Consider the following 15,856-nt stretch of genomic DNA (forward strand, 5'->3'; position numbering starts at 1 on the left):
CAATACGGACATGAGACTCAAGCATAAGCTATGCCGCATGAACCAACAACATCAAAGCCCCCTCCACACCGTCCGCCTTCTGGTGCTCAGCCAAGCGCTATTCGTCTGCGCCTCGGCGATCGGCCTCACGCTCACCGGTCTGGTCGGCGCGATGCTGGCACCGAGCCGTGCCTTGGCCACCCTGCCCTATGCGCTTGTCACCGTGGCCACCGCCTTGAGCACGATTCCGGTCTCGCTATTGATGCTGCGCTGGGGTCGTCGAAAGGTCTTTATGCTTGGCGCTTTGAGCGGCGCGCTCGGCGGAGCCTTGGCGGCCTGGGCCATCGCTCGCAATGACTTCTTGTTGTTTTGCTTCGCCAATCTGGCCTTGGGTCTGTTCGCAGCCAGCGCCCAGTACTACCGCTTTGCCGCCAATGAGGCGGCGCCAGCCGAGTACAAGGCACGTGCGATCGCCTGGGTGATCAGCGGCGGCGTGTTGGCCGCGCTGGTCGGCCCGACGTTGGCGGCCTGGGCGCGGGAGGCGGTGCCGCGCCATAGCTTTGCCGGCTCTTACCTGGTCTTGCTGGGCCTGGCCATGTTGGGGGCGCTGGTGCTGAGCCGCTTGGCTGGCCAGGGTGAAGCAACATCCGCCGTGAGGGCGAGCGGCGCTGCCTCGTCGACGCCGCTGGGCCGCCTCTTGCGCCGCCCGGCCTTCCTGGTGGCCGCGACAAACAGCGCCTTGGCCGCCGGCATGATGATGTTTGTGATGACGTCCAGCCCGCTGGCCGTGGTCGGCTGTGGCCTGCCGGTCAGCGTTGCGGCTTCGGTGATTCAATGGCATTTGCTGGCCATGTATGTGCCGGGCTTCTTCAGTGGCCGCTTGATTGCGCGCTTTGGAGTGGCACCAATTCTTGGCCTTGGCGCCGCCCTCTTTGGCCTCGGCAGCGCGGCGGCACTGGCCGGAGAGACGCCGCTCTTGTTTGGCCTGGCGCTGATGCTCAATGGCTTGGCTTGGAACTTCATGTTCGTCGGCGGCAGCACGCTCTTGACCCAGGGCTTTGCCGATGACAGCCCGGCCGACCGGGCGCGGGCGCAAGCGGCCAATGAGTTCATCACGGCGGCGGTGGCGGCCGGCGGCTCCTTGTTGGCCGGCGTGGTCTTCAATGCCTGGGGCTGGTCGGCCATCCAGGTCGGCATCTTGCCGCTGTTGGCGCTGGCCGGCGGCGCGACGCTGTACGGAACGCTCCGGAAACAGCGTCAGCTGAACTTGCATGTCATCTGAACGCAGCCGGGTGCGGATAAGTTCTAAGATCGACCCGTCAACGGGAGCAAGCCATGGCAGAGGTCTTTGGTCTGGACGCCTACTCGCCCAAAGAGATTGCCGAGCGGGTCAATGAGTTCTGCGTCATCAAGGCGCGCTTGCCGCTGCTAACGCTGTCCTTGCTGGGCATCTTGGCCGGTGCTTTCATAGGCCTTGGCGCCCTGGTCTACACGCTGGTGCTCAGCGACCCAACGCTTGGTTTTGCAGCCTCGCGGCTCTTGGGTGGGCTGGGCTTCTCGCTCGGGCTGATCTTGGTCACCGTGGCGGGGGCCGAGCTGTTTACCGGCAATAACTTGCTGGCGATGGCCTGGGCCAGCGGGCGCGTCAGTACGGGCCAGGTGCTGCGCAATTGGCTGGTGGTGTCGCTGGCCAATTTTGTCGGTGCGGCGGGTTTGGCTCTGCTGGTGTTCCTGTCTGGCCATGGCGCTTTGAATGGCGGCGCGGTGGCCGAGACCGCGATACGCATCGCCACCAACAAAGCTGCCTTGCCTTGGAGCGAGGCCTTTTTTCGCGGTGTGCTCTGCAATATGCTGGTGTGTATGGCGGTGTGGATGGCATTGGCCGGCCGCAGCGTAACCGACAAGGTGCTGGCCATCGTGTTCCCGATCAGCGCCTTTGTGGCGGCGGGCTTCGAGCATTCGATCGCCAATATGTACTTCTTTCCGCTCGCCATGGCGCTCGGCGCGCCGCTAAGTTGCGCCGACTTGTTGCGCAATTTGGTGCCCGTGGTGCTGGGCAATTTGGCCGGCGGCACGCTGCTGGTGGCCGGGGTCTACTGGGTGATCTATCTGCGCGGAACGCGGCACCCGGTGCCATGAGCTTTAGCGGTGCCGCGCCAATCTGCGCGCGAGCAAGAGGTAGACCAGCGCCCAGGCGCTGCCAAAGGCCCAGCCGCCCAAGACATCCGAGCCCCAGTGCACGCCCAGCGCGACCCGGCTCAAACCGACCAGCAAGGTCATCAGCCCGGCCAGACACAGAATGTAGATCCGCTCCGCCGGTTTGCTGCGCGTGCTGGCGAGCAGCGCGCCCAGGCTCAGAAATACCAGCGCCGACAAGCTGGCATGGCCGCTGGGGAAGCTCAGGCCCGGCTCAATCATCACCGCGAACGCGGCGTCGGGCCGAATTCGCCCAAACGCCGCCTTGAGCGAAAACACCGCCAACGTGCCGCTGATCACCGAGCTGGCGAGTAGGTAAGCCGTTACTGCCCGCCGCACCAACAAGAGATAGCCGACTGCGGCGACCGTGAGCAGGGTCAGGAAGACCGTGCTGCCAATGCCGCTCAAATCTCGCAGCACGGAGACCACCCAGGGCTGAGCGCTGCGTGCCTGCTGAGCCCATAGCAGCAAGGCGGTGTCGACGCCGCGCGTGCCGCCGTCGAGCATGGCGCCGCTGATCTCGATAAAGCTCCAAGCTAAAAGGGCGGCCGCAAAGCCGGGCAGCAGGGTCTTGACCACCCTGCCATAGCGGTCCGGTGAGGGCTTTGTGTCTGCCGCGTCATCATCATCATGATCATCCGGCATTTCTGTTTGCTTTTGCATGGCGGTATTTTCCGCCACAGGCAAACGGTGCCCGATCGGTGTGGCGAGGCTCAAGCCTTGCGCTGCCCCCACAACACGCCCGCAGCGATCAAGAGCATGCCGACGATGGTGACCAGATCCGGCTGCTCGCCGAACATGGGCAAGGCCAGCAGGGTTGCCAAGACCGGCGTCAGCGCGCCCGCCATCGCGCTGCGCTGCGCGCCCAGGCGGGCGACGGCAAAGCTATAGCTCAGCGTCGAGATCAGGCCCACGCCTATGCTTTGAATCAGCAGCTGCAGCCAGAGTTGCTCGCGCGGCAGCGCCGGCAGGCTCAAGCCGCCTTGGGCTGCTTGCCAAGCCAGCAAAGGCAGCAGCAGCAAGAGCGAGACGCTGGAGATCAGCGCCGCTGCTTCGATAGGCGCCAGCTTGGCTTGGCGCAGTGCCAAGGTGTAGGCCGACCACATCAGGCTGCCGAGCAAGAACATGGCATAACCCTGAGCCAAACCGGCTTGCCCGGCCTTCAAGGCCAGCATGGTGGCGATGCCGGCGGCGATGCACAGCAGCGCGGGCCAGCGCGCCAAGGCGGCGCGGCCATGCAGGGCGGCGGCCAGCAGGGCGGTGAACAGCGGCAAGGTGCCGGGGATCAGCGTCGCGCCATCGGCCACCGGCGCGTGGCGCATACCCCAGCCGGCGATCAGAAAATAGGGCAGGCCGGCGCCGACGACGATCATCAGCCAGAGCTTGAGCGGCACCTGCGCGAAACGCGCACGCCGCCGCCACAGCAAGGGCATGAACAAGAGCCCGGCCGGGCCGAAGCGCAGCAGCGCCAGCTCGGCCGGCGGCAGCGCGGCGCGAGCGCCGGCGCGCAGCGAGATGAAGAAGGCCGCCCATATGCACAGCGTCAAGGCCAGCGCGGCCCAGCCCAGCAGGTCAAGGCCGGGCTTGGCGGCCAGCGGGCGGTGGCTGAGGGTGTGCTGGCTGGCGGAAATGGGTACTGCGGGGCTGGGCATGTTGCGGGAGTGAATCTACTGCTGGAAAGGTAGAATTTTCCGGCTTGAGCCCAGGCGATATTGACTCAAATGGAGCATGAATCGCGGCCGCAAGGGTGGATTCACCCAATAAAATCCGCGAAATTGACGATTTCAAGCCATGGACAAAATAGACATCCAATTGCTGGAGCTGCTGCAGCGCGACGGGCGGCTCTCGATCGCCGAGCTGGCCGAGCGGGTGGCGCTGTCGCAAAGCCCTTGCGCGCGGCGGCTCAAGCGCCTGGAAGATGCCGGCTTCATCGCCGGCTACCGGGCGGTGCTGGATCGCAAAGCGGTGCAGCTGGCGACCACGGTGTTCGTCAATGTGCGGCTGATGCATCACCGCGAGGATGCGGTGCAGCAGTTCGAAGCGGCGATGGAGGCGATGGCCGAGGTGGTGGCCTGCCATGTGGTCAGCGGCGCGCATGACTATCTGCTCGAGGTGGTGGTCAGCGAGCTGAGCAGCTACGAGCACATCGTGCGCCGCCTGCAGGCGCTGCCCATGGTGCAAGACATCACCAGCAATTTTGCGATCCGCTGCGTCAAGAGCGGCGCGCCGCTGCCGCTGAAGGCACTCAAGTAGCCGCAGCTTGAGATGGCCCGGGCCCGCCGGGCTTTTTTAGCGGGTTCGGTGGTCTGCTCGGCGCATGGTGTCCAATTCGAGCATGAGCTTATTTAAATCAAACCCAGCGGCCGCCCCAGGCAGTGCCAGCCGCCTGACCATTCCGGCCACTGTTGAGCAGGTCTTGCTCGCCGTCAGCCTCTTGTGGGCGCTGACGGCCAACCGCTTTTTCTTCAGCGCCGCCTTGAAGGGGCGCAGCTTTGACGACCCGAGCGCCTGGGGCTTTGCCGCCGCCATGGTGGTGCTGGTCTTGGCCTTGCACCTGTTCTTGCTGGCGCTGGTGGCCAACCGCTGGACGGTCAAGCCGCTGCTGGTGGTCTTGATCATCACGACCGCCTTCGCCAGCTGGTTCATGCAGGCCTTCGGCGTCTATCTCGACCCGACGATGGTGCGCAATACCTTGCGCACCGACCCCGCCGAGGCCAGCGAGCTGATTTCGGCTGCGCTGCTCTTGCATGTGTTGATCTACGCCGGCCTGCCGCTGCTGTTGCTGTGGCGGGTGCGCATTGTCAACCGGCCCTGGCGGCGCGCGGTGCTGGTGCGGCTGGGGCTGATCGTGGTGGCGGTGCTGGCCATGGTGGCCAGCGTGATGGCGGTGTTCCAGCCTTTTTCCTCGCTGATGCGCAATCACAAAGAGATCCGCTACCTGATCACGCCGTCCAACTATGTCTGGTCGCTAGGCAGCACGCTGGCGGCCGAGGCACGCGGCGCGGCCAAGCCCCGTCAAGCGGTGGGCCTGGACGCCGCAGCCGGCCCGAGCTGGGCGGGCCGCACCAAGCCCAAGGTCGTCGTGATGGTGATAGGCGAAACCGCCCGCGCCGCCAACTGGGGGCTGAACGGCTATGCCCGCCAGACCACGCCGCAACTGGCGGAGATTGCCGCGCAGCCGGGCTCAAGCCTGATCAGCTTCCGCGATGTGCAGGCCTGCGGCACCAATACCGAGACCTCGCTGCCCTGCATGTTCTCGGCCATTGGCCGGCGCGACTATGACGAGGCCCGCATACGCGGCACCGATTCACTGCTGCACATCGTTGCCCGTGCTGGGGTCGGCGTGCAGTGGCGCGACAACCAATCGGGTTGCAAAGGCGTGTGCGACGGCCTGCCCAATGACGCGGTGAGCAAAGTCAATGCGCCGGGCCTGTGCGAGGGCGAGCGCTGCTTGGATGAAGGCTTGATCGCCGATCTTGACGGCCGGCTCAGTGAGGTGGTCGCGGGCTTCAAGCCGGGTGCTGCGCCGCAGTTCTGGCTGATGCATCAATTGGGCAACCATGGGCCCTCTTACTTCCGCCGCTACCCGCCCGCCTTCAAGCGCTTTGTGCCGGCCTGTGAAAAAGACGATTTGCGTCTGTGCAGCAAGGAAGAAATTGCCAATGCCTATGACAACGCCCTGCTCTACACCGACCATGTGCTGGCCAGCCTGATCGCCAAGCTCAAGAGCCGCGCGGCCGAGGTCGATACGGTGCTGCTCTATGTGTCCGACCATGGCGAGTCGCTGGGCGAGAACGGCCTGTTCCTGCACGGCATCCCCTATGCGATTGCGCCCGATGTGCAGACCCGCGTGCCCATGCTGATGTGGGCCAGCAGCAGCTTTGCCAATTCGACGGGCCTGGACTGGGACTGCCTGCGCGGCCGAGCCGCCCAGACACCCGCCACGCCGGTCAGCCATGATCATCTGTTCCACACCTTGATGGGGCTGCTGGATGTGCGCAGCACCTTGTTGGAGCCGAGCTTGGACTTGGCCGGGCAATGCCGCGTTCCCGGCAACGGGGCGGTGCTCAAGTGATGGCGGCCGCAAACCCGGTCTGGCGCCGCGACCTTGCCATCACCCTGATCTGCCTGTTCTTGCTGACGCTATGGGAGTTCAGCGGCCTGGATTTGCCGCTGGTACGCCAGTTCGGCACGGCCGAAGGCTTTCCATGGCGCGAAGCCTGGCTAACCAGCTCGCTGGCGCATGAAGGCGGGCGGGCGCTGGGCTGGGCGGTATTGATCTGGCAGCTCAGCGACGCGCTGTGGGTCAAGCCAAAATCCATGACGCCGAGCAAGCGTGAGCGCCTGTTTTGGCTGGGCGTGGCGGTGGCGAATATCGTGTTCGTGCCTGCGCTCAAGCGTGTCAACCTGACCAGCTGCCCCTGGGAGCTGAGCGAGTTTGGCGGCGCGGCCCACTATGTGCCGCATTGGCTGATGGGGGTCTATGACGGCGGGCCGGGGCATTGCTTCCCGTCTGGCCATGCGATTGCCGCGTTCGGTTTCTTCGGCCTGTATTTTTTATGGCGGCCCTATCGGCCGACGCTGGCACGAGTGATTCTTGGCCTGGTGTTGGCTTTCGGCGCGGCTTTTGGCTTGGCCCAGATGGCGCGCGGTGCGCATTACCTCAGCCACACCTTGTGGACGGGTTTCATTTGCTGGACGCTGTGCGTGCTGGCCGATCTTTACGCCCGCAGGTGAGGCCGCAAAACGGCCACCTGATCCGAGCAATAAAAAAAGGGGCCGACTGGCCCCTTTCTCATTTGCGTCAGCCGAGTGATTACTTGGCAGCGGCGCGCTTGGCGGCAGCAGCGGCCATGGCGGCGCTGCGGGCTTCGGTTGCAGCCTTCATCTTGGCGTCGAAGTCAGCCTTGGTTGCAGCAGTGGCTTCGGCCTTGGCGTTACGGCGGGCCACCAAGGGGTCCTTGCCGGCGGCCTTGGCTTCAGCGCCGGCCTTGTCTTGCGCAGCCTTGATGGTGGCGGCGCGCTCGGCGCGCAGTGGGCGCACGGTGTTGTTGAACTCGGTGCGAGCTGCACGCTGCTCGGCGCGCATCACCACGATAGGGTCGGTGCTGGCAGTGGCGGCTTTGGCCGGCGCAGTTGCGGCAGGCATGGCTGCTGCTGCGGTAACTTGAGCTTGAGCGGCGCCGCCCAGCAAGGAGACGAGGACGGCAACAGCGGCGATGGAATTCTTCATGGTGGAGCTTTCAAGAAAAGTCATAAAAACGCACAGAGTCAACAAACTCGGATGCAGATGCAGGTTCGCTGGCACCATCTGCAGCGCCTTAGCAGCGCCGCAGTCGATTGCGCAGTCCAATCCTGCAAAACCTGAGACATATTACGGGTTTTCATGCTGGTTTTCTTCACCTGCATCAATTGGAGCCTAGAAGCCGAGGCCCTTTGTTTCTTTTTTGCCATGCTCGGCGTGGCCGGCCCCTGCTTGCGGGGCACAGCACAGCTGCAGGCCGTAGCTGCTACATTCGTCGCGATGAAGTCAGCTTATCGAGACCGTTACGGCCCGCCCCTTGTGTTGTCGATTCGCGAGCTGCCTGTACCAGCGCCCAAAGAGGGCGAAATTCGCATCCGCGTGCGGGCGGCGACCGTGAACCGAACCGATTGCGCCATCCTGCTCGGCAAGCCCTTCGTGATGCGATTTTTTTGCGGCCTGAGAAGACCCCGCCATCGTGCGACCGGCACCGATTTCGCGGGTGAAGTCGAGGCCGTCGGCAGTGGGGTGGATCGCTTCAAGGTCGGTGACCGGGTCTGGGGATTTGACGATGCCGGGCTTGGCTCGCACAGCCAACAGATGCTGCTGCGGCAGGACAAGGCGGTCGCGAAGATGCCAGCCGGCATAGGCTTTGAGCAAGCCGCAGCGAGCATAGAGGGGGCTCACTATGCCTACAACTTCATCAACAAGGTCAAGCTGAAAGCCGGGCAGACGGCGCTGCTGAACGGCGCGTCTGGCGCGATTGGCTCGGCCTTGCTGCAGCTGCTCAAGCATTTTGGCCTGCAGGTGACGGCGACCTGCGCCACGCCTCAGCTGATGCGCATCAAAGCGCTGGGTGCCGATCGGGTGATTGATTACTTGCAGCAAGACTTCACCCAGGAGCAAGGGCGACAGTTCGACTATGTGTTTGACGCGGTGGGCAAGAGCTGCTTTGCCGCCTGCCGCCCCCTGTTGCGGCCTGCGGGCGTTTACATCTCGTCTGAGCTGGGGGCTTATTTACAGAATCTCTTGCTGGCGCTGCTCTCGCCAATCTTGCCCGGGCCCAAGGTCATCTTTCCGGTGCCCTTCAGGCCGCTGGAAAGCATGGCTTTCGTAGGCGGGCTGCTCGAACGCGGGGAGTTCAAGCCGCTGATTGACCGCAGCGTGCCGCTTGAGCAGATTGCAGCCGCGTTTGATTTGGCGCTGAGTGGGCAGAAGGTGGGCAATTTGCTGCTGAGCTTGGATTAGAGCCGGGCCAGCCTGCTCGCCAATCGCTGCGTTCAGGCCAGCCAGTGCGGCTTTTCAGACCAGGCGGCTACCCAGGCGGGCACGGCGGTGGCCGGCATGGGGCGGGCGATGCCATAGCCCTGAGCCAGCTCGCAACCCAGGGCCAGCAGGCGCGCGCCATGTGCAGCGGTCTCCACGCCCTCGGCAATGACCTGGCGACCGAAGGCTTTGGCCAGGCCGATCACGCCGGTGACGATGGCCAGATCGTCAGGGTCGCTCAGCATGTCACGGACAAAAGTCTGGTCGATCTTCAACAGCTCGATCGGCAGGCGGCGCAGGTAAGTCAGCGATGAATAGCCGGTGCCGAAGTCATCGAGCGCGAAATGCACACCCAGGGTCTGGCAGGCGTGCATCAGTTTGGACATCTGGGCCATGTCTTCCAGGGCGCTCGTCTCTAGCACCTCTAACTGCAGGCCGCATTGCTGCTCCCCCGCAGTGGGGAGCAGCAATGCAGACAGGCGCGACACAAAATTGGCTTGCTGCAATTGCATCGCGCAGACATTGACGCTGACCTGCAAGTCCAGGCCCTCGGCGCGCCAGAGTGCAATTTGCCGCAGGGCCTGCGCAATCACCCATTCCCCCACATCCACGCTGAGCGCTTGATCTTCGATCAGCGGCAGAAAAGCCGCCGGCGGCAGTTCGCCGCGCTCTGGGTGCTGCCAGCGAATCAGCGCCTCGACGCCGACCACGGCGTTGGTTCGCATATTGACCTTGGGCTGGTAGCACAGCTTGAATTGGCCCAGGGCGAGGGCGTTGCGCATCTCCGCCAAGCCTTCGCGCTGCTGCTTGGCCGCAGCTTCGTGTGCGATATCGAAGAGATGAAAGCGATTCTTGCCGGCTTGCTTGGCCAGATACATGGCTTGGTCGGCATGGCGGATCAGGCGGTCCGCATCGGCGCCGTCTTGAGGATAGATCGTGACGCCAATGCTGGTGGAAACCTCCAGCAGCAAGTCACCCAGCTGGACTGGCGCGCTGGCCGCTTTCAGCAGGCGCTCCAAGGCCTGTTCGCAATCACGCGGCTGCGCGAGTTCGCTCAAAACCGCCACAAATTCATCGCCGCCAATGCGTGCCAGCACGTCGCCGTCCCGCAGCACCGACTGCATTCGATTGGCCACGGCAATCAAGAGCTCGTCGCCGGTGGCATGGCCATGGCGGTCGTTGATGCTCTTGAAGCCGTCGAGATCCAGATAGGCCACCGCCAAAGAAAGCTTGCGGCGCCGGCATTGCGCCATGGCATGCTGCAGCCGCTGGGCCAACAGGACCCGATTGGGCATGCCGGTGAGTGCGTCGAAATGGGCGTTGCGTTCAAGTTGGCGCAGATGGTGTTTAGTCTGCGTGATGTCGGTGAACAGCGCGACAAAATTCTGCGTTTCACCCTTTTTGCCCTTGACCTCGCTGATGGTGAGCATGATTGCAACGATATCGCCCGCGCTGCGCCGAATCCACATCTCACCGCTCCAATAGCCGCCGGCGTGCAGATCGCGCCATAGCTGGGTGTAGAAGCCGGGCGCTTGCGCCGACGAACGCAACATCAGGGCGGCTCGACCCAACACGGCTTCGCGCGGGTAAGCGGTGATCTGACTGAAGGTTTCGTTGACATCGATGATGTTGCCCGCGGCGTCGGTGATGACGATGCCTTCGCGGGCATGCTTGAACACATTGGCGGCCAACAGCAATTGCTCTTCGGCGAGCTTGCGGGCGGTGATGTCGGTGCTGGTGCCCGTCATGCGTAGGGCTTGACCCTCGGCGTCGCGGCTTGCGACCATGCCGCGGGCCAGCAGCCAGCGCCATTTGCCGTCTTTGTGCATGCGGCGGTGCTCGCTGACATAGCCGGGCGTTTTCCCTGCCAGATGGGCATGTACGGCGGCCCAGGCCGCGTCGAAGTCATCGGGGTGAATCCTGGGCGGTTCGCGGTAGCAGATATCACTGTCCAGATCGGCCCCTGAAAACCCCATCATCTCCTTCCAGCGTCGCGAATACTGGGTGATGTTGGCCCTAACATCCCAATCCCAGACACCGTCGCCAGCCCCTTCGAGGGCGAAGCGCAGCACCACCTCGCTGGCGCTCTTGGCCTCCAATTCCGCGGCCAGAGCGCTGACGTCGCAGTAGCTTCTCAGCCAGCCGCCGCTGGGCAGCATCTGGGTCGTGAACTGAAGCGTTTTGCCCGCTGCGGTGCGGCGCGTGCGGCTCGAATTCTGCGCAGGGGCAAAGTCCTCCGCTGGTTCTCCCCGCGCGCCTTGATGGCTAGCGATTTCTTGGCCCGTGCAGTGCTCGGTGACCCAACGCGCCAGCAGCTCAGTGGGCAGATCCAGCAAGCTTGCGCAGGCAGGGTTGCCAAAGATCAGCCGGTGTTGGGCATCGAACACCAGCAGCGCTTGGGGCAAATGGGCCAAGGCCATAGCCATGTCGCTGGCGGGCAGTGCCGCTGCGGTGGGTTCGGGTTGCAAGATCTGCTGATTCATCGTGGCGGCAGTTTATCGGCGCAGGATCGAGTGAGGGCGGCATGACTCAATTCGGCCCAAACTTTCAAGGGCCGAGATAGTCGCCGTCCAACCGCTTCGGCGAGTTCGAAAAAAAAAGCGCAAGGCAGCGAGACACAAGCAGCTCCGGCAACATCCATCAGCCCATGCGGGCCGGTATCAAAGTGAGACGCCGTGCACGGGCCAAAACGTTTGTTCAGGCGGGGTTCGGTTTCACGCAATGAGTTTGAAGTGGAGCCAAAAAAAACACGCGCGAGCAAGTTCATGTTTTCATTGAAAACCATGACTTGGCAGGCAGTTTTGTTTTAAAAATCTGCCATATTGATTTATCAATAAAATCACTGATTTTACAAAGTTAATGCCATGTGATAGAATGACTTTATATTTTATCAAAAGGAATATACTATAGGTGAATTTATGTTTAGTTTTAATAGTAGGAATTTGGTTGTTGCTTGGTTGTTTCTTTTTTCAGCCATTGCTGCCGAAGTGGCCGGCACCACTTTCATGGCGAATGCGTCGCGCGGTGACAGTTTTCAAGGCTATTTGTTGATGGCCGCGGCCTTGGCGGCGTCCTATTACTTGCTCTCGCAAGCGATTGGACAAATCTCGATCGGCATTGCTTATGCGGTGTGGGAAGGTGTCGGACTCGCCTCGCTTTCGCTGGTGAGTGTGTTGGTGTTCAAGGAAGAGTTGTCGCACAGCGAGATGCTTGGACTTGGGCTGGTCATGATGGGCATCGTGTGCGTAGCACTCGGCGAGGAGTCTTGAACATGCAGACGATGCCAATTATTTTCATTATGGGTTCGGCCTGCAGTGATATTGCCGCCAATATGATGTTGGAGAAATCCAATGGTTTCAAAAACCGTGCTTGGGGTTTCGGCGCCATTGCCATGCTTTGGTTGGCGTTCTTGATGCTGAGCCAAGCCATCAAGAGCATCGACCTCGCTGTGGCCTATGCGATGTGGGGCTCTGTCGGCATTCTGGGTACGGCCATCTGCGGGCGGCTGCTTTTTGGCCACCGACTCAAGCCAATTGCTTGGCTGGGCATTGCGCTCGTCATTGCGGCGGTGCTGATTTTGACCTTGGTCGAATAAGCCGGCTTCACCCAATGCGCCGGCAAGCTGCCGTCCAGATAAATGGTCATACCACCGGGCTGGTGGGGGCCATGTGGGCAAGGCAGAGACGCAGGCTGATGTGGGGTGCCGAATGGGACTTGCGGGGGATGGGCCCAACTTGGCAAGATGCCGCCGAAGCGTTTGAGCAGGCTGCGGCTCTCCCCGACCCCGTTCCATTTCCCCTCCCTCTGCGCAATATATGAAACTGCTTGCTTCCTGGCTTGCCGCGCTTTTTCTGAGCGCCCCCTCGGGCGCATCATGGGCCCAAGCGAGCTCGGACGCGCCTGCCATGGCGGCCGCAAGCGCCATCGAACAATTCATCGCCCGTTACAGCAAGACCTATACCGAGCTGGGCTTGGGCGGTGAGATGGCGCTGTCCTACGTCAAGAACATCCAGCACATGGTGCAGAGCAGTGATGTACCGCGCCAGCAAGCGCTGTTCGATGAATTGAGCCATCAGCTGCAAGCCCTTGATCCGGCCGCCGGCAGCAGCTGCCAGCGTTTGCAGCTGCGCCAGATTGCTTTTGAGCTGGCCTTGCAGCAGCAAAAGCTGGCGCTTCTGCGGTCCTATCTGGCGCTGGGCGAGCGGGCGGTTCTCTCCGATCAGGGCCTGGCCAAGACCAGCTTGGGCAAGGACTGGTATGCCTTCTTGCGCCAAGCCTGGCTGACCATGGACAGCTCGCCCGAGGCGCTGATGGCGATGGGTCGCAGCGAGCTGGAACGGGCTTTGGGACGCTACCGGGCACTGCAAGCGCGGATGGGCTATGCCGGCCGCGACCAGGCTTTTGCGGACTACTTGGGCGGCCCCGCGTTCAGCTACCCGCCGGACCAGACGCCGCAGGCCGACTATGAGGCGCGGCAAGCCATCGTCTATCAACATATGCACAAACTCTTTGTGCCGACCGCGATTGCGCCGCCGCAAATCCGCCGCTCTGATTTGGGCAGCGCTTTGCCGGTGGACGGCTATTACGAGCCGGATGAGAGCACCTTCTATTTCAATCGCGCGCAGGCCACATACGGGCGCCGCAATATCGACTGGTTGCTCTTGCATGAGAGTACGCCCGGCCACCACTATCAAAGCTGTTATGCGCTGGAGCAGCGTGGCTGCCCAACGGGTTTACCGCATGGCTTCTATTCGGCCTATGCCGAGGGCTGGGGCGCTTATGTCGAAGAGTTCGGCCGCGAGCTGGGCCTGTATCAGCAGGACTCAGACGCCCTGGGTGCAGTCGAGTGGGACCTGGTGCGCTCAATCCGGGTGGTGTTGGATGCGGGCATCAACTACTTCGATTGGAGCGAGGCGCAGGCGCATGAGTTTTGGCAAAGCCAGCTGCCGATGTTGCCCGCTTTGGCCGAGCGCGAGATCTCAAGGGTGCGCAACTGGCCGGTGCAGGCCATCACCTACAAGCAAGGTGCGGTGATGCTGCGCCAGCTGCGCGAAGCCGCCCGTTTGCGCGAAGGGCCGGCATTCGACATCCGCGTCTTCCACGACAAGGTGCTCAAGCATGGCCCGCTGCCGCTGGCGCTGCTGGCTGAGATGGTGGAGGGCGCCGCGCAAACCGCCGGGCCCAAGCCGGCACCAAGCTTGGCGCCATGAACACGCAGCGCCTGCGCCGAATCAAGCCGGCGGGACGGTCTGAGTCTGTTGCTCGATCGCCAGCACAATCTGCTCGCACAGCCGGTGCGTCAGCAGCGCGTCTTCTGCCCAGCGGTGATCCACTTCGGGTGCCCGCACGGCCGCTAAAAACTGCTCGATGATGGCCTCGAAACCGCGTCGCCTCAGCACCGGCGTCCAGTCCTCAAAGCCATGCCGCTGCTCGCGGCCTTGGCGGTGCTCGCTGGCTTGATTCAGGTTCTCGACCCGCCATTTGCTGCCCGCAGCCATCAGCTCCAGGCATTCTTCGCTGGCACCGCTGTCGCGGTTCATCAGGCCCAGGCCGGTGAAGCTGCCGGCTTTGAACTGCACGCTGACATGCGCCAGCAAACCCGCCCTACTACCCGGCTCAACGCGCGCAGCGACAGCCAGCGCCGTGGGCTCTGACGGTGCCAGCCAACGCAAGGTGTCGACGACATGGATGAAGTCATCAAAGACGAACTCGCGAATGCCGGCGGGCTGGCCGACGCGGTGTTTTTGCAGCAGCGCCACATGCGGATCGGGCTGCTCGGCCAAGGTCTGGTAAAGCGGCGCGCAGCGCCGGTTGAAGCCCAGCATCAAGAGCCGTCCGCGCGCTCGCGCCAATGCCACCAGGCGCTCGGCGGCGGCCAGCTCATAGGCGATCGGCTTGTCCAGATAGACATCCAAACCCATCTCTAGCAGCGCGCTCGCCACCTCGACATGGGCAGCAGTAGCGGTGTGTACAAAGGCGGCCTGAGGTGCCAAGCCTGCCAAGTCTTCAAGGCTGCTGGCCAGATGCTCGATCCGGTATTGCTGACCCAGCGACCGCAGCGTCTGTGCGTTACGTGAGCACAAAATCAGCTCGATATCGCTTCGCCGGCTCAGCAGTGGCAGGTAGGCTTTTTGGGCAATATCGCCCAGGCCGATCACGGCAATTCGCATCACTTGCGCTCCATCTTTTTATTGGGGTCAGGTTCATTTTCTCCACGGGCAAGATAAATGAACCTGACCCCAATTTCTGCTCCCCGCTGCCGCTGATTCAAGCTGCTGTCACAGCGCCAATCTTGGCATTGTCGCGGGCCTCCTCCTCGCGCAGCGTGATGCGGCGAAACCAGATTGTGACCATGGAGCTGGTCAGCACGATGAAGAGCGAGTACAGCACCGGGATCAGCAGCACCTCTTGCTGGCGCGTGCCCTCGAAGGTGAGCAGCACGATCAGCACGCCCAAAGGTCCGTTCTGGATGCCGGTTTCCAAGGCAATCGTGCGGCTGCGGCGCTTGTCTTGGCGCACAAGGCGGGCAAAGGCATAGCCAACCAGAAAGCCGACCAGCCCCAGGCCGATGGCGCCGATATAGACCTCGGCCGGCGTCGTGGCCAGCAGGCCGAAATTGCGCGGCACCCAACTGACGATCAAAAACACAATCACCACGATACCCAGCAGCCCGCCGAGCATCTCAAGGACAGCGCCCACATTGGCATTCCATTTGCGCAAGAGCATGCCGATCACGGTCGGCACCAGCAGCACCACCAGCACCTGCGCCACATTGCCCGGCGGAATCTGCCATTCGCCCTCGATGCCGGATGAAAACAGCTTCAGCGCCAAGGGCACCAGCAGCACCGCAAACAGCGTGGAGACGATGGTCATCAGGATCGACAAGCTCAACACGCCCTTGCTGAAGTAATTGAAGATATTGCTGGTGGTGCCGCCCGGCAGACAGGCCATCAGAATCAGGCCCACGGCATAGGCGGGCGGCAACTTCAGCGCGGTCGCCAGCAAGTAGCCGACCATCGGTGTCAGCACATAGGTGGTGATCAGGCCAATGCCCACGCCCGCCGGTTTGCGCAGCGCAATGGCGAAGTCTTTGAAGGTCAGGCTGGCGCCCATGCCCAGCATGATGACCATCATCATCACGCCCAAGAGGCGGGTTTCGGTGTCGGTCAACAT

At 62.8% G+C, this 15,856-nt stretch carries 16 protein-coding genes; 9 read left to right on the top strand and 7 right to left on the bottom strand.

All coding sequences use genetic code 11. The annotated features are described in order from the left end of the window. Nucleotides 1-37: 37 nt before the first annotated feature. Both LNV08_RS06275 and LNV08_RS06280 read left to right on the top strand, forming a co-directional pair. Entirely contained in the window at nucleotides 38-1,261 is a 1,224-nt protein-coding gene (locus LNV08_RS06275; RefSeq protein WP_263532813.1) for an MFS transporter, read from the top strand. A gap of 53 nt (nucleotides 1,262-1,314) precedes the next feature. After that, nucleotides 1,315-2,118: a formate/nitrite transporter family protein gene (locus LNV08_RS06280; protein ID WP_263532814.1), complete on the top strand. Its 804-nt coding sequence runs from the start codon at nucleotides 1,315-1,317 to the stop codon at nucleotides 2,116-2,118. Nucleotides 2,119-2,121: 3 nt separating this feature from the next. On the opposite strand, the gene LNV08_RS06285 is transcribed toward LNV08_RS06280, so the two are convergent. Both LNV08_RS06285 and LNV08_RS06290 read right to left on the bottom strand, forming a co-directional pair. Further along, nucleotides 2,122-2,838 (bottom strand): phosphatase PAP2 family protein, encoded by a 717-nt coding sequence (locus LNV08_RS06285; protein ID WP_263532815.1) that lies wholly within the window; start codon nucleotides 2,836-2,838, stop codon nucleotides 2,122-2,124. Nucleotides 2,839-2,888: 50 nt separating this feature from the next. Further along, nucleotides 2,889-3,827: a DMT family transporter gene (locus tag LNV08_RS06290; RefSeq protein WP_263532816.1), complete on the bottom strand. Its 939-nt coding sequence runs from the start codon at nucleotides 3,825-3,827 to the stop codon at nucleotides 2,889-2,891. Nucleotides 3,828-3,966: 139 nt separating this feature from the next. Here LNV08_RS06290 and LNV08_RS06295 point away from each other — a divergent pair, with 139 nt between their 5' ends. The 3 genes from LNV08_RS06295 (at nucleotide 3,967) to LNV08_RS06305 (ending at nucleotide 6,912) form a co-directional block, all read left to right on the top strand. Next, a complete protein-coding gene (locus LNV08_RS06295) occupies nucleotides 3,967-4,428 on the top strand; it encodes an Lrp/AsnC family transcriptional regulator (RefSeq protein ID WP_263532817.1) in 462 nt (153 codons plus the stop codon). Between the two features lie 82 nt (nucleotides 4,429-4,510). Then, on the top strand, nucleotides 4,511-6,250 hold the full coding sequence (locus LNV08_RS06300) for a phosphoethanolamine transferase (protein WP_263532818.1): 1,740 nt from the start codon (nucleotides 4,511-4,513) through the stop codon (nucleotides 6,248-6,250). Continuing rightward, a complete protein-coding gene (locus LNV08_RS06305; protein ID WP_263532819.1) occupies nucleotides 6,250-6,912 on the top strand; it encodes a phosphatase PAP2 family protein in 663 nt (220 codons plus the stop codon). The genes LNV08_RS06300 and LNV08_RS06305 overlap by 1 nt, the downstream gene beginning before the upstream one ends. 79 nt (nucleotides 6,913-6,991) lie before the next feature. Here LNV08_RS06305 and LNV08_RS06310 read toward each other — a convergent pair whose 3' ends face one another. After that, the gene (locus tag LNV08_RS06310) at nucleotides 6,992-7,408 is read right to left on the bottom strand and encodes a hypothetical protein (RefSeq protein ID WP_263532820.1); all 417 of its coding nucleotides are present in this window, start codon (nucleotides 7,406-7,408) and stop codon (nucleotides 6,992-6,994) included. Between the two features lie 291 nt (nucleotides 7,409-7,699). Here LNV08_RS06310 and LNV08_RS06315 point away from each other — a divergent pair, with 291 nt between their 5' ends. Then, nucleotides 7,700-8,665: an NAD(P)-dependent alcohol dehydrogenase gene (locus LNV08_RS06315; RefSeq protein ID WP_263532821.1), complete on the top strand. Its 966-nt coding sequence runs from the start codon at nucleotides 7,700-7,702 to the stop codon at nucleotides 8,663-8,665. 32 nt (nucleotides 8,666-8,697) lie between these two features. Here the strand turns inward: LNV08_RS06315 and LNV08_RS06320 are convergent, their stop codons facing one another. Together LNV08_RS06320 and LNV08_RS06325 are read right to left on the bottom strand one after the other, a co-directional pair. Next, nucleotides 8,698-11,166, bottom strand: coding sequence for an EAL domain-containing protein (locus tag LNV08_RS06320; RefSeq protein ID WP_263532822.1), 2,469 nt, complete (start codon nucleotides 11,164-11,166; stop codon nucleotides 8,698-8,700). Beyond that, complete coding sequence (locus LNV08_RS06325) at nucleotides 11,163-11,468, bottom strand: hypothetical protein (protein ID WP_263532823.1); 306 nt, start codon at nucleotides 11,466-11,468, stop codon at nucleotides 11,163-11,165. Before LNV08_RS06325 ends, LNV08_RS06320 begins: the two co-directional genes overlap by 4 nt. A gap of 133 nt (nucleotides 11,469-11,601) precedes the next feature. Between LNV08_RS06325 and LNV08_RS06330 the strand changes: the two genes are divergently transcribed. The 3 genes from LNV08_RS06330 to LNV08_RS06340 all read left to right on the top strand — a co-directional run bounded on the left by LNV08_RS06330 (nucleotide 11,602) and on the right by LNV08_RS06340 (nucleotide 13,893). Continuing rightward, nucleotides 11,602-11,952 carry a DMT family transporter gene (locus LNV08_RS06330; protein WP_263532824.1) on the top strand — a complete coding sequence of 117 codons (351 nt, stop codon included), beginning with the start codon at nucleotides 11,602-11,604 and terminating at the stop codon, nucleotides 11,950-11,952. 2 nt (nucleotides 11,953-11,954) lie between these two features. Then, nucleotides 11,955-12,278 carry a DMT family transporter gene (locus LNV08_RS06335; protein WP_263532825.1) on the top strand — a complete coding sequence of 108 codons (324 nt, stop codon included), beginning with the start codon at nucleotides 11,955-11,957 and terminating at the stop codon, nucleotides 12,276-12,278. Nucleotides 12,279-12,588: 310 nt separating this feature from the next. Then, on the top strand, nucleotides 12,589-13,893 hold the full coding sequence (locus LNV08_RS06340; protein ID WP_263532826.1) for a DUF885 domain-containing protein: 1,305 nt from the start codon (nucleotides 12,589-12,591) through the stop codon (nucleotides 13,891-13,893). 21 nt (nucleotides 13,894-13,914) lie between these two features. Here LNV08_RS06340 and LNV08_RS06345 read toward each other — a convergent pair whose 3' ends face one another. Both LNV08_RS06345 and LNV08_RS06350 read right to left on the bottom strand, forming a co-directional pair. Further along, entirely contained in the window at nucleotides 13,915-14,853 is a 939-nt protein-coding gene (locus LNV08_RS06345) for a Gfo/Idh/MocA family protein (RefSeq protein WP_263532827.1), read from the bottom strand. Between the two features lie 97 nt (nucleotides 14,854-14,950). Next, nucleotides 14,951-15,856: a bile acid:sodium symporter family protein gene (locus LNV08_RS06350; RefSeq protein ID WP_263532828.1), complete on the bottom strand. Its 906-nt coding sequence runs from the start codon at nucleotides 15,854-15,856 to the stop codon at nucleotides 14,951-14,953.

This window comes from Paucibacter sp. TC2R-5 (assembly GCF_025717605.1).
Classification (GTDB): domain Bacteria; phylum Pseudomonadota; class Gammaproteobacteria; order Burkholderiales; family Burkholderiaceae_C; genus Paucibacter_A; species Paucibacter_A albus.

What these genes read in the sequence shown, in the direction of transcription:
- LNV08_RS06275 (WP_263532813.1), top strand. Translation starts at nt 38, where the DNA reads ATGAACCAACAACATCAAAGCCCCCTCCACACCGTCCGCCTTCTGGTG.
- LNV08_RS06280 (WP_263532814.1), top strand. Translation starts at nt 1,315, where the DNA reads ATGGCAGAGGTCTTTGGTCTGGACGCCTACTCGCCCAAAGAGATTGCC.
- LNV08_RS06285 (WP_263532815.1), bottom strand. Translation starts at nt 2,838, where the DNA reads ATGCAAAAGCAAACAGAAATGCCGGATGATCATGATGATGATGACGCG.
- LNV08_RS06290 (WP_263532816.1), bottom strand. Translation starts at nt 3,827, where the DNA reads ATGCCCAGCCCCGCAGTACCCATTTCCGCCAGCCAGCACACCCTCAGC.
- LNV08_RS06295 (WP_263532817.1), top strand. Translation starts at nt 3,967, where the DNA reads ATGGACAAAATAGACATCCAATTGCTGGAGCTGCTGCAGCGCGACGGG.
- LNV08_RS06300 (WP_263532818.1), top strand. Translation starts at nt 4,511, where the DNA reads ATGAGCTTATTTAAATCAAACCCAGCGGCCGCCCCAGGCAGTGCCAGC.
- LNV08_RS06305 (WP_263532819.1), top strand. Translation starts at nt 6,250, where the DNA reads ATGGCGGCCGCAAACCCGGTCTGGCGCCGCGACCTTGCCATCACCCTG.
- LNV08_RS06310 (WP_263532820.1), bottom strand. Translation starts at nt 7,408, where the DNA reads ATGAAGAATTCCATCGCCGCTGTTGCCGTCCTCGTCTCCTTGCTGGGC.
- LNV08_RS06315 (WP_263532821.1), top strand. Translation starts at nt 7,700, where the DNA reads ATGAAGTCAGCTTATCGAGACCGTTACGGCCCGCCCCTTGTGTTGTCG.
- LNV08_RS06320 (WP_263532822.1), bottom strand. Translation starts at nt 11,166, where the DNA reads ATGAATCAGCAGATCTTGCAACCCGAACCCACCGCAGCGGCACTGCCC.
- LNV08_RS06325 (WP_263532823.1), bottom strand. Translation starts at nt 11,468, where the DNA reads ATGGTTTTCAATGAAAACATGAACTTGCTCGCGCGTGTTTTTTTTGGC.
- LNV08_RS06330 (WP_263532824.1), top strand. Translation starts at nt 11,602, where the DNA reads ATGTTTAGTTTTAATAGTAGGAATTTGGTTGTTGCTTGGTTGTTTCTT.
- LNV08_RS06335 (WP_263532825.1), top strand. Translation starts at nt 11,955, where the DNA reads ATGCAGACGATGCCAATTATTTTCATTATGGGTTCGGCCTGCAGTGAT.
- LNV08_RS06340 (WP_263532826.1), top strand. Translation starts at nt 12,589, where the DNA reads ATGGCGGCCGCAAGCGCCATCGAACAATTCATCGCCCGTTACAGCAAG.
- LNV08_RS06345 (WP_263532827.1), bottom strand. Translation starts at nt 14,853, where the DNA reads ATGCGAATTGCCGTGATCGGCCTGGGCGATATTGCCCAAAAAGCCTAC.
- LNV08_RS06350 (WP_263532828.1), bottom strand. Translation starts at nt 15,856, where the DNA reads ATGTTGACCGACACCGAAACCCGCCTCTTGGGCGTGATGATGATGGTC.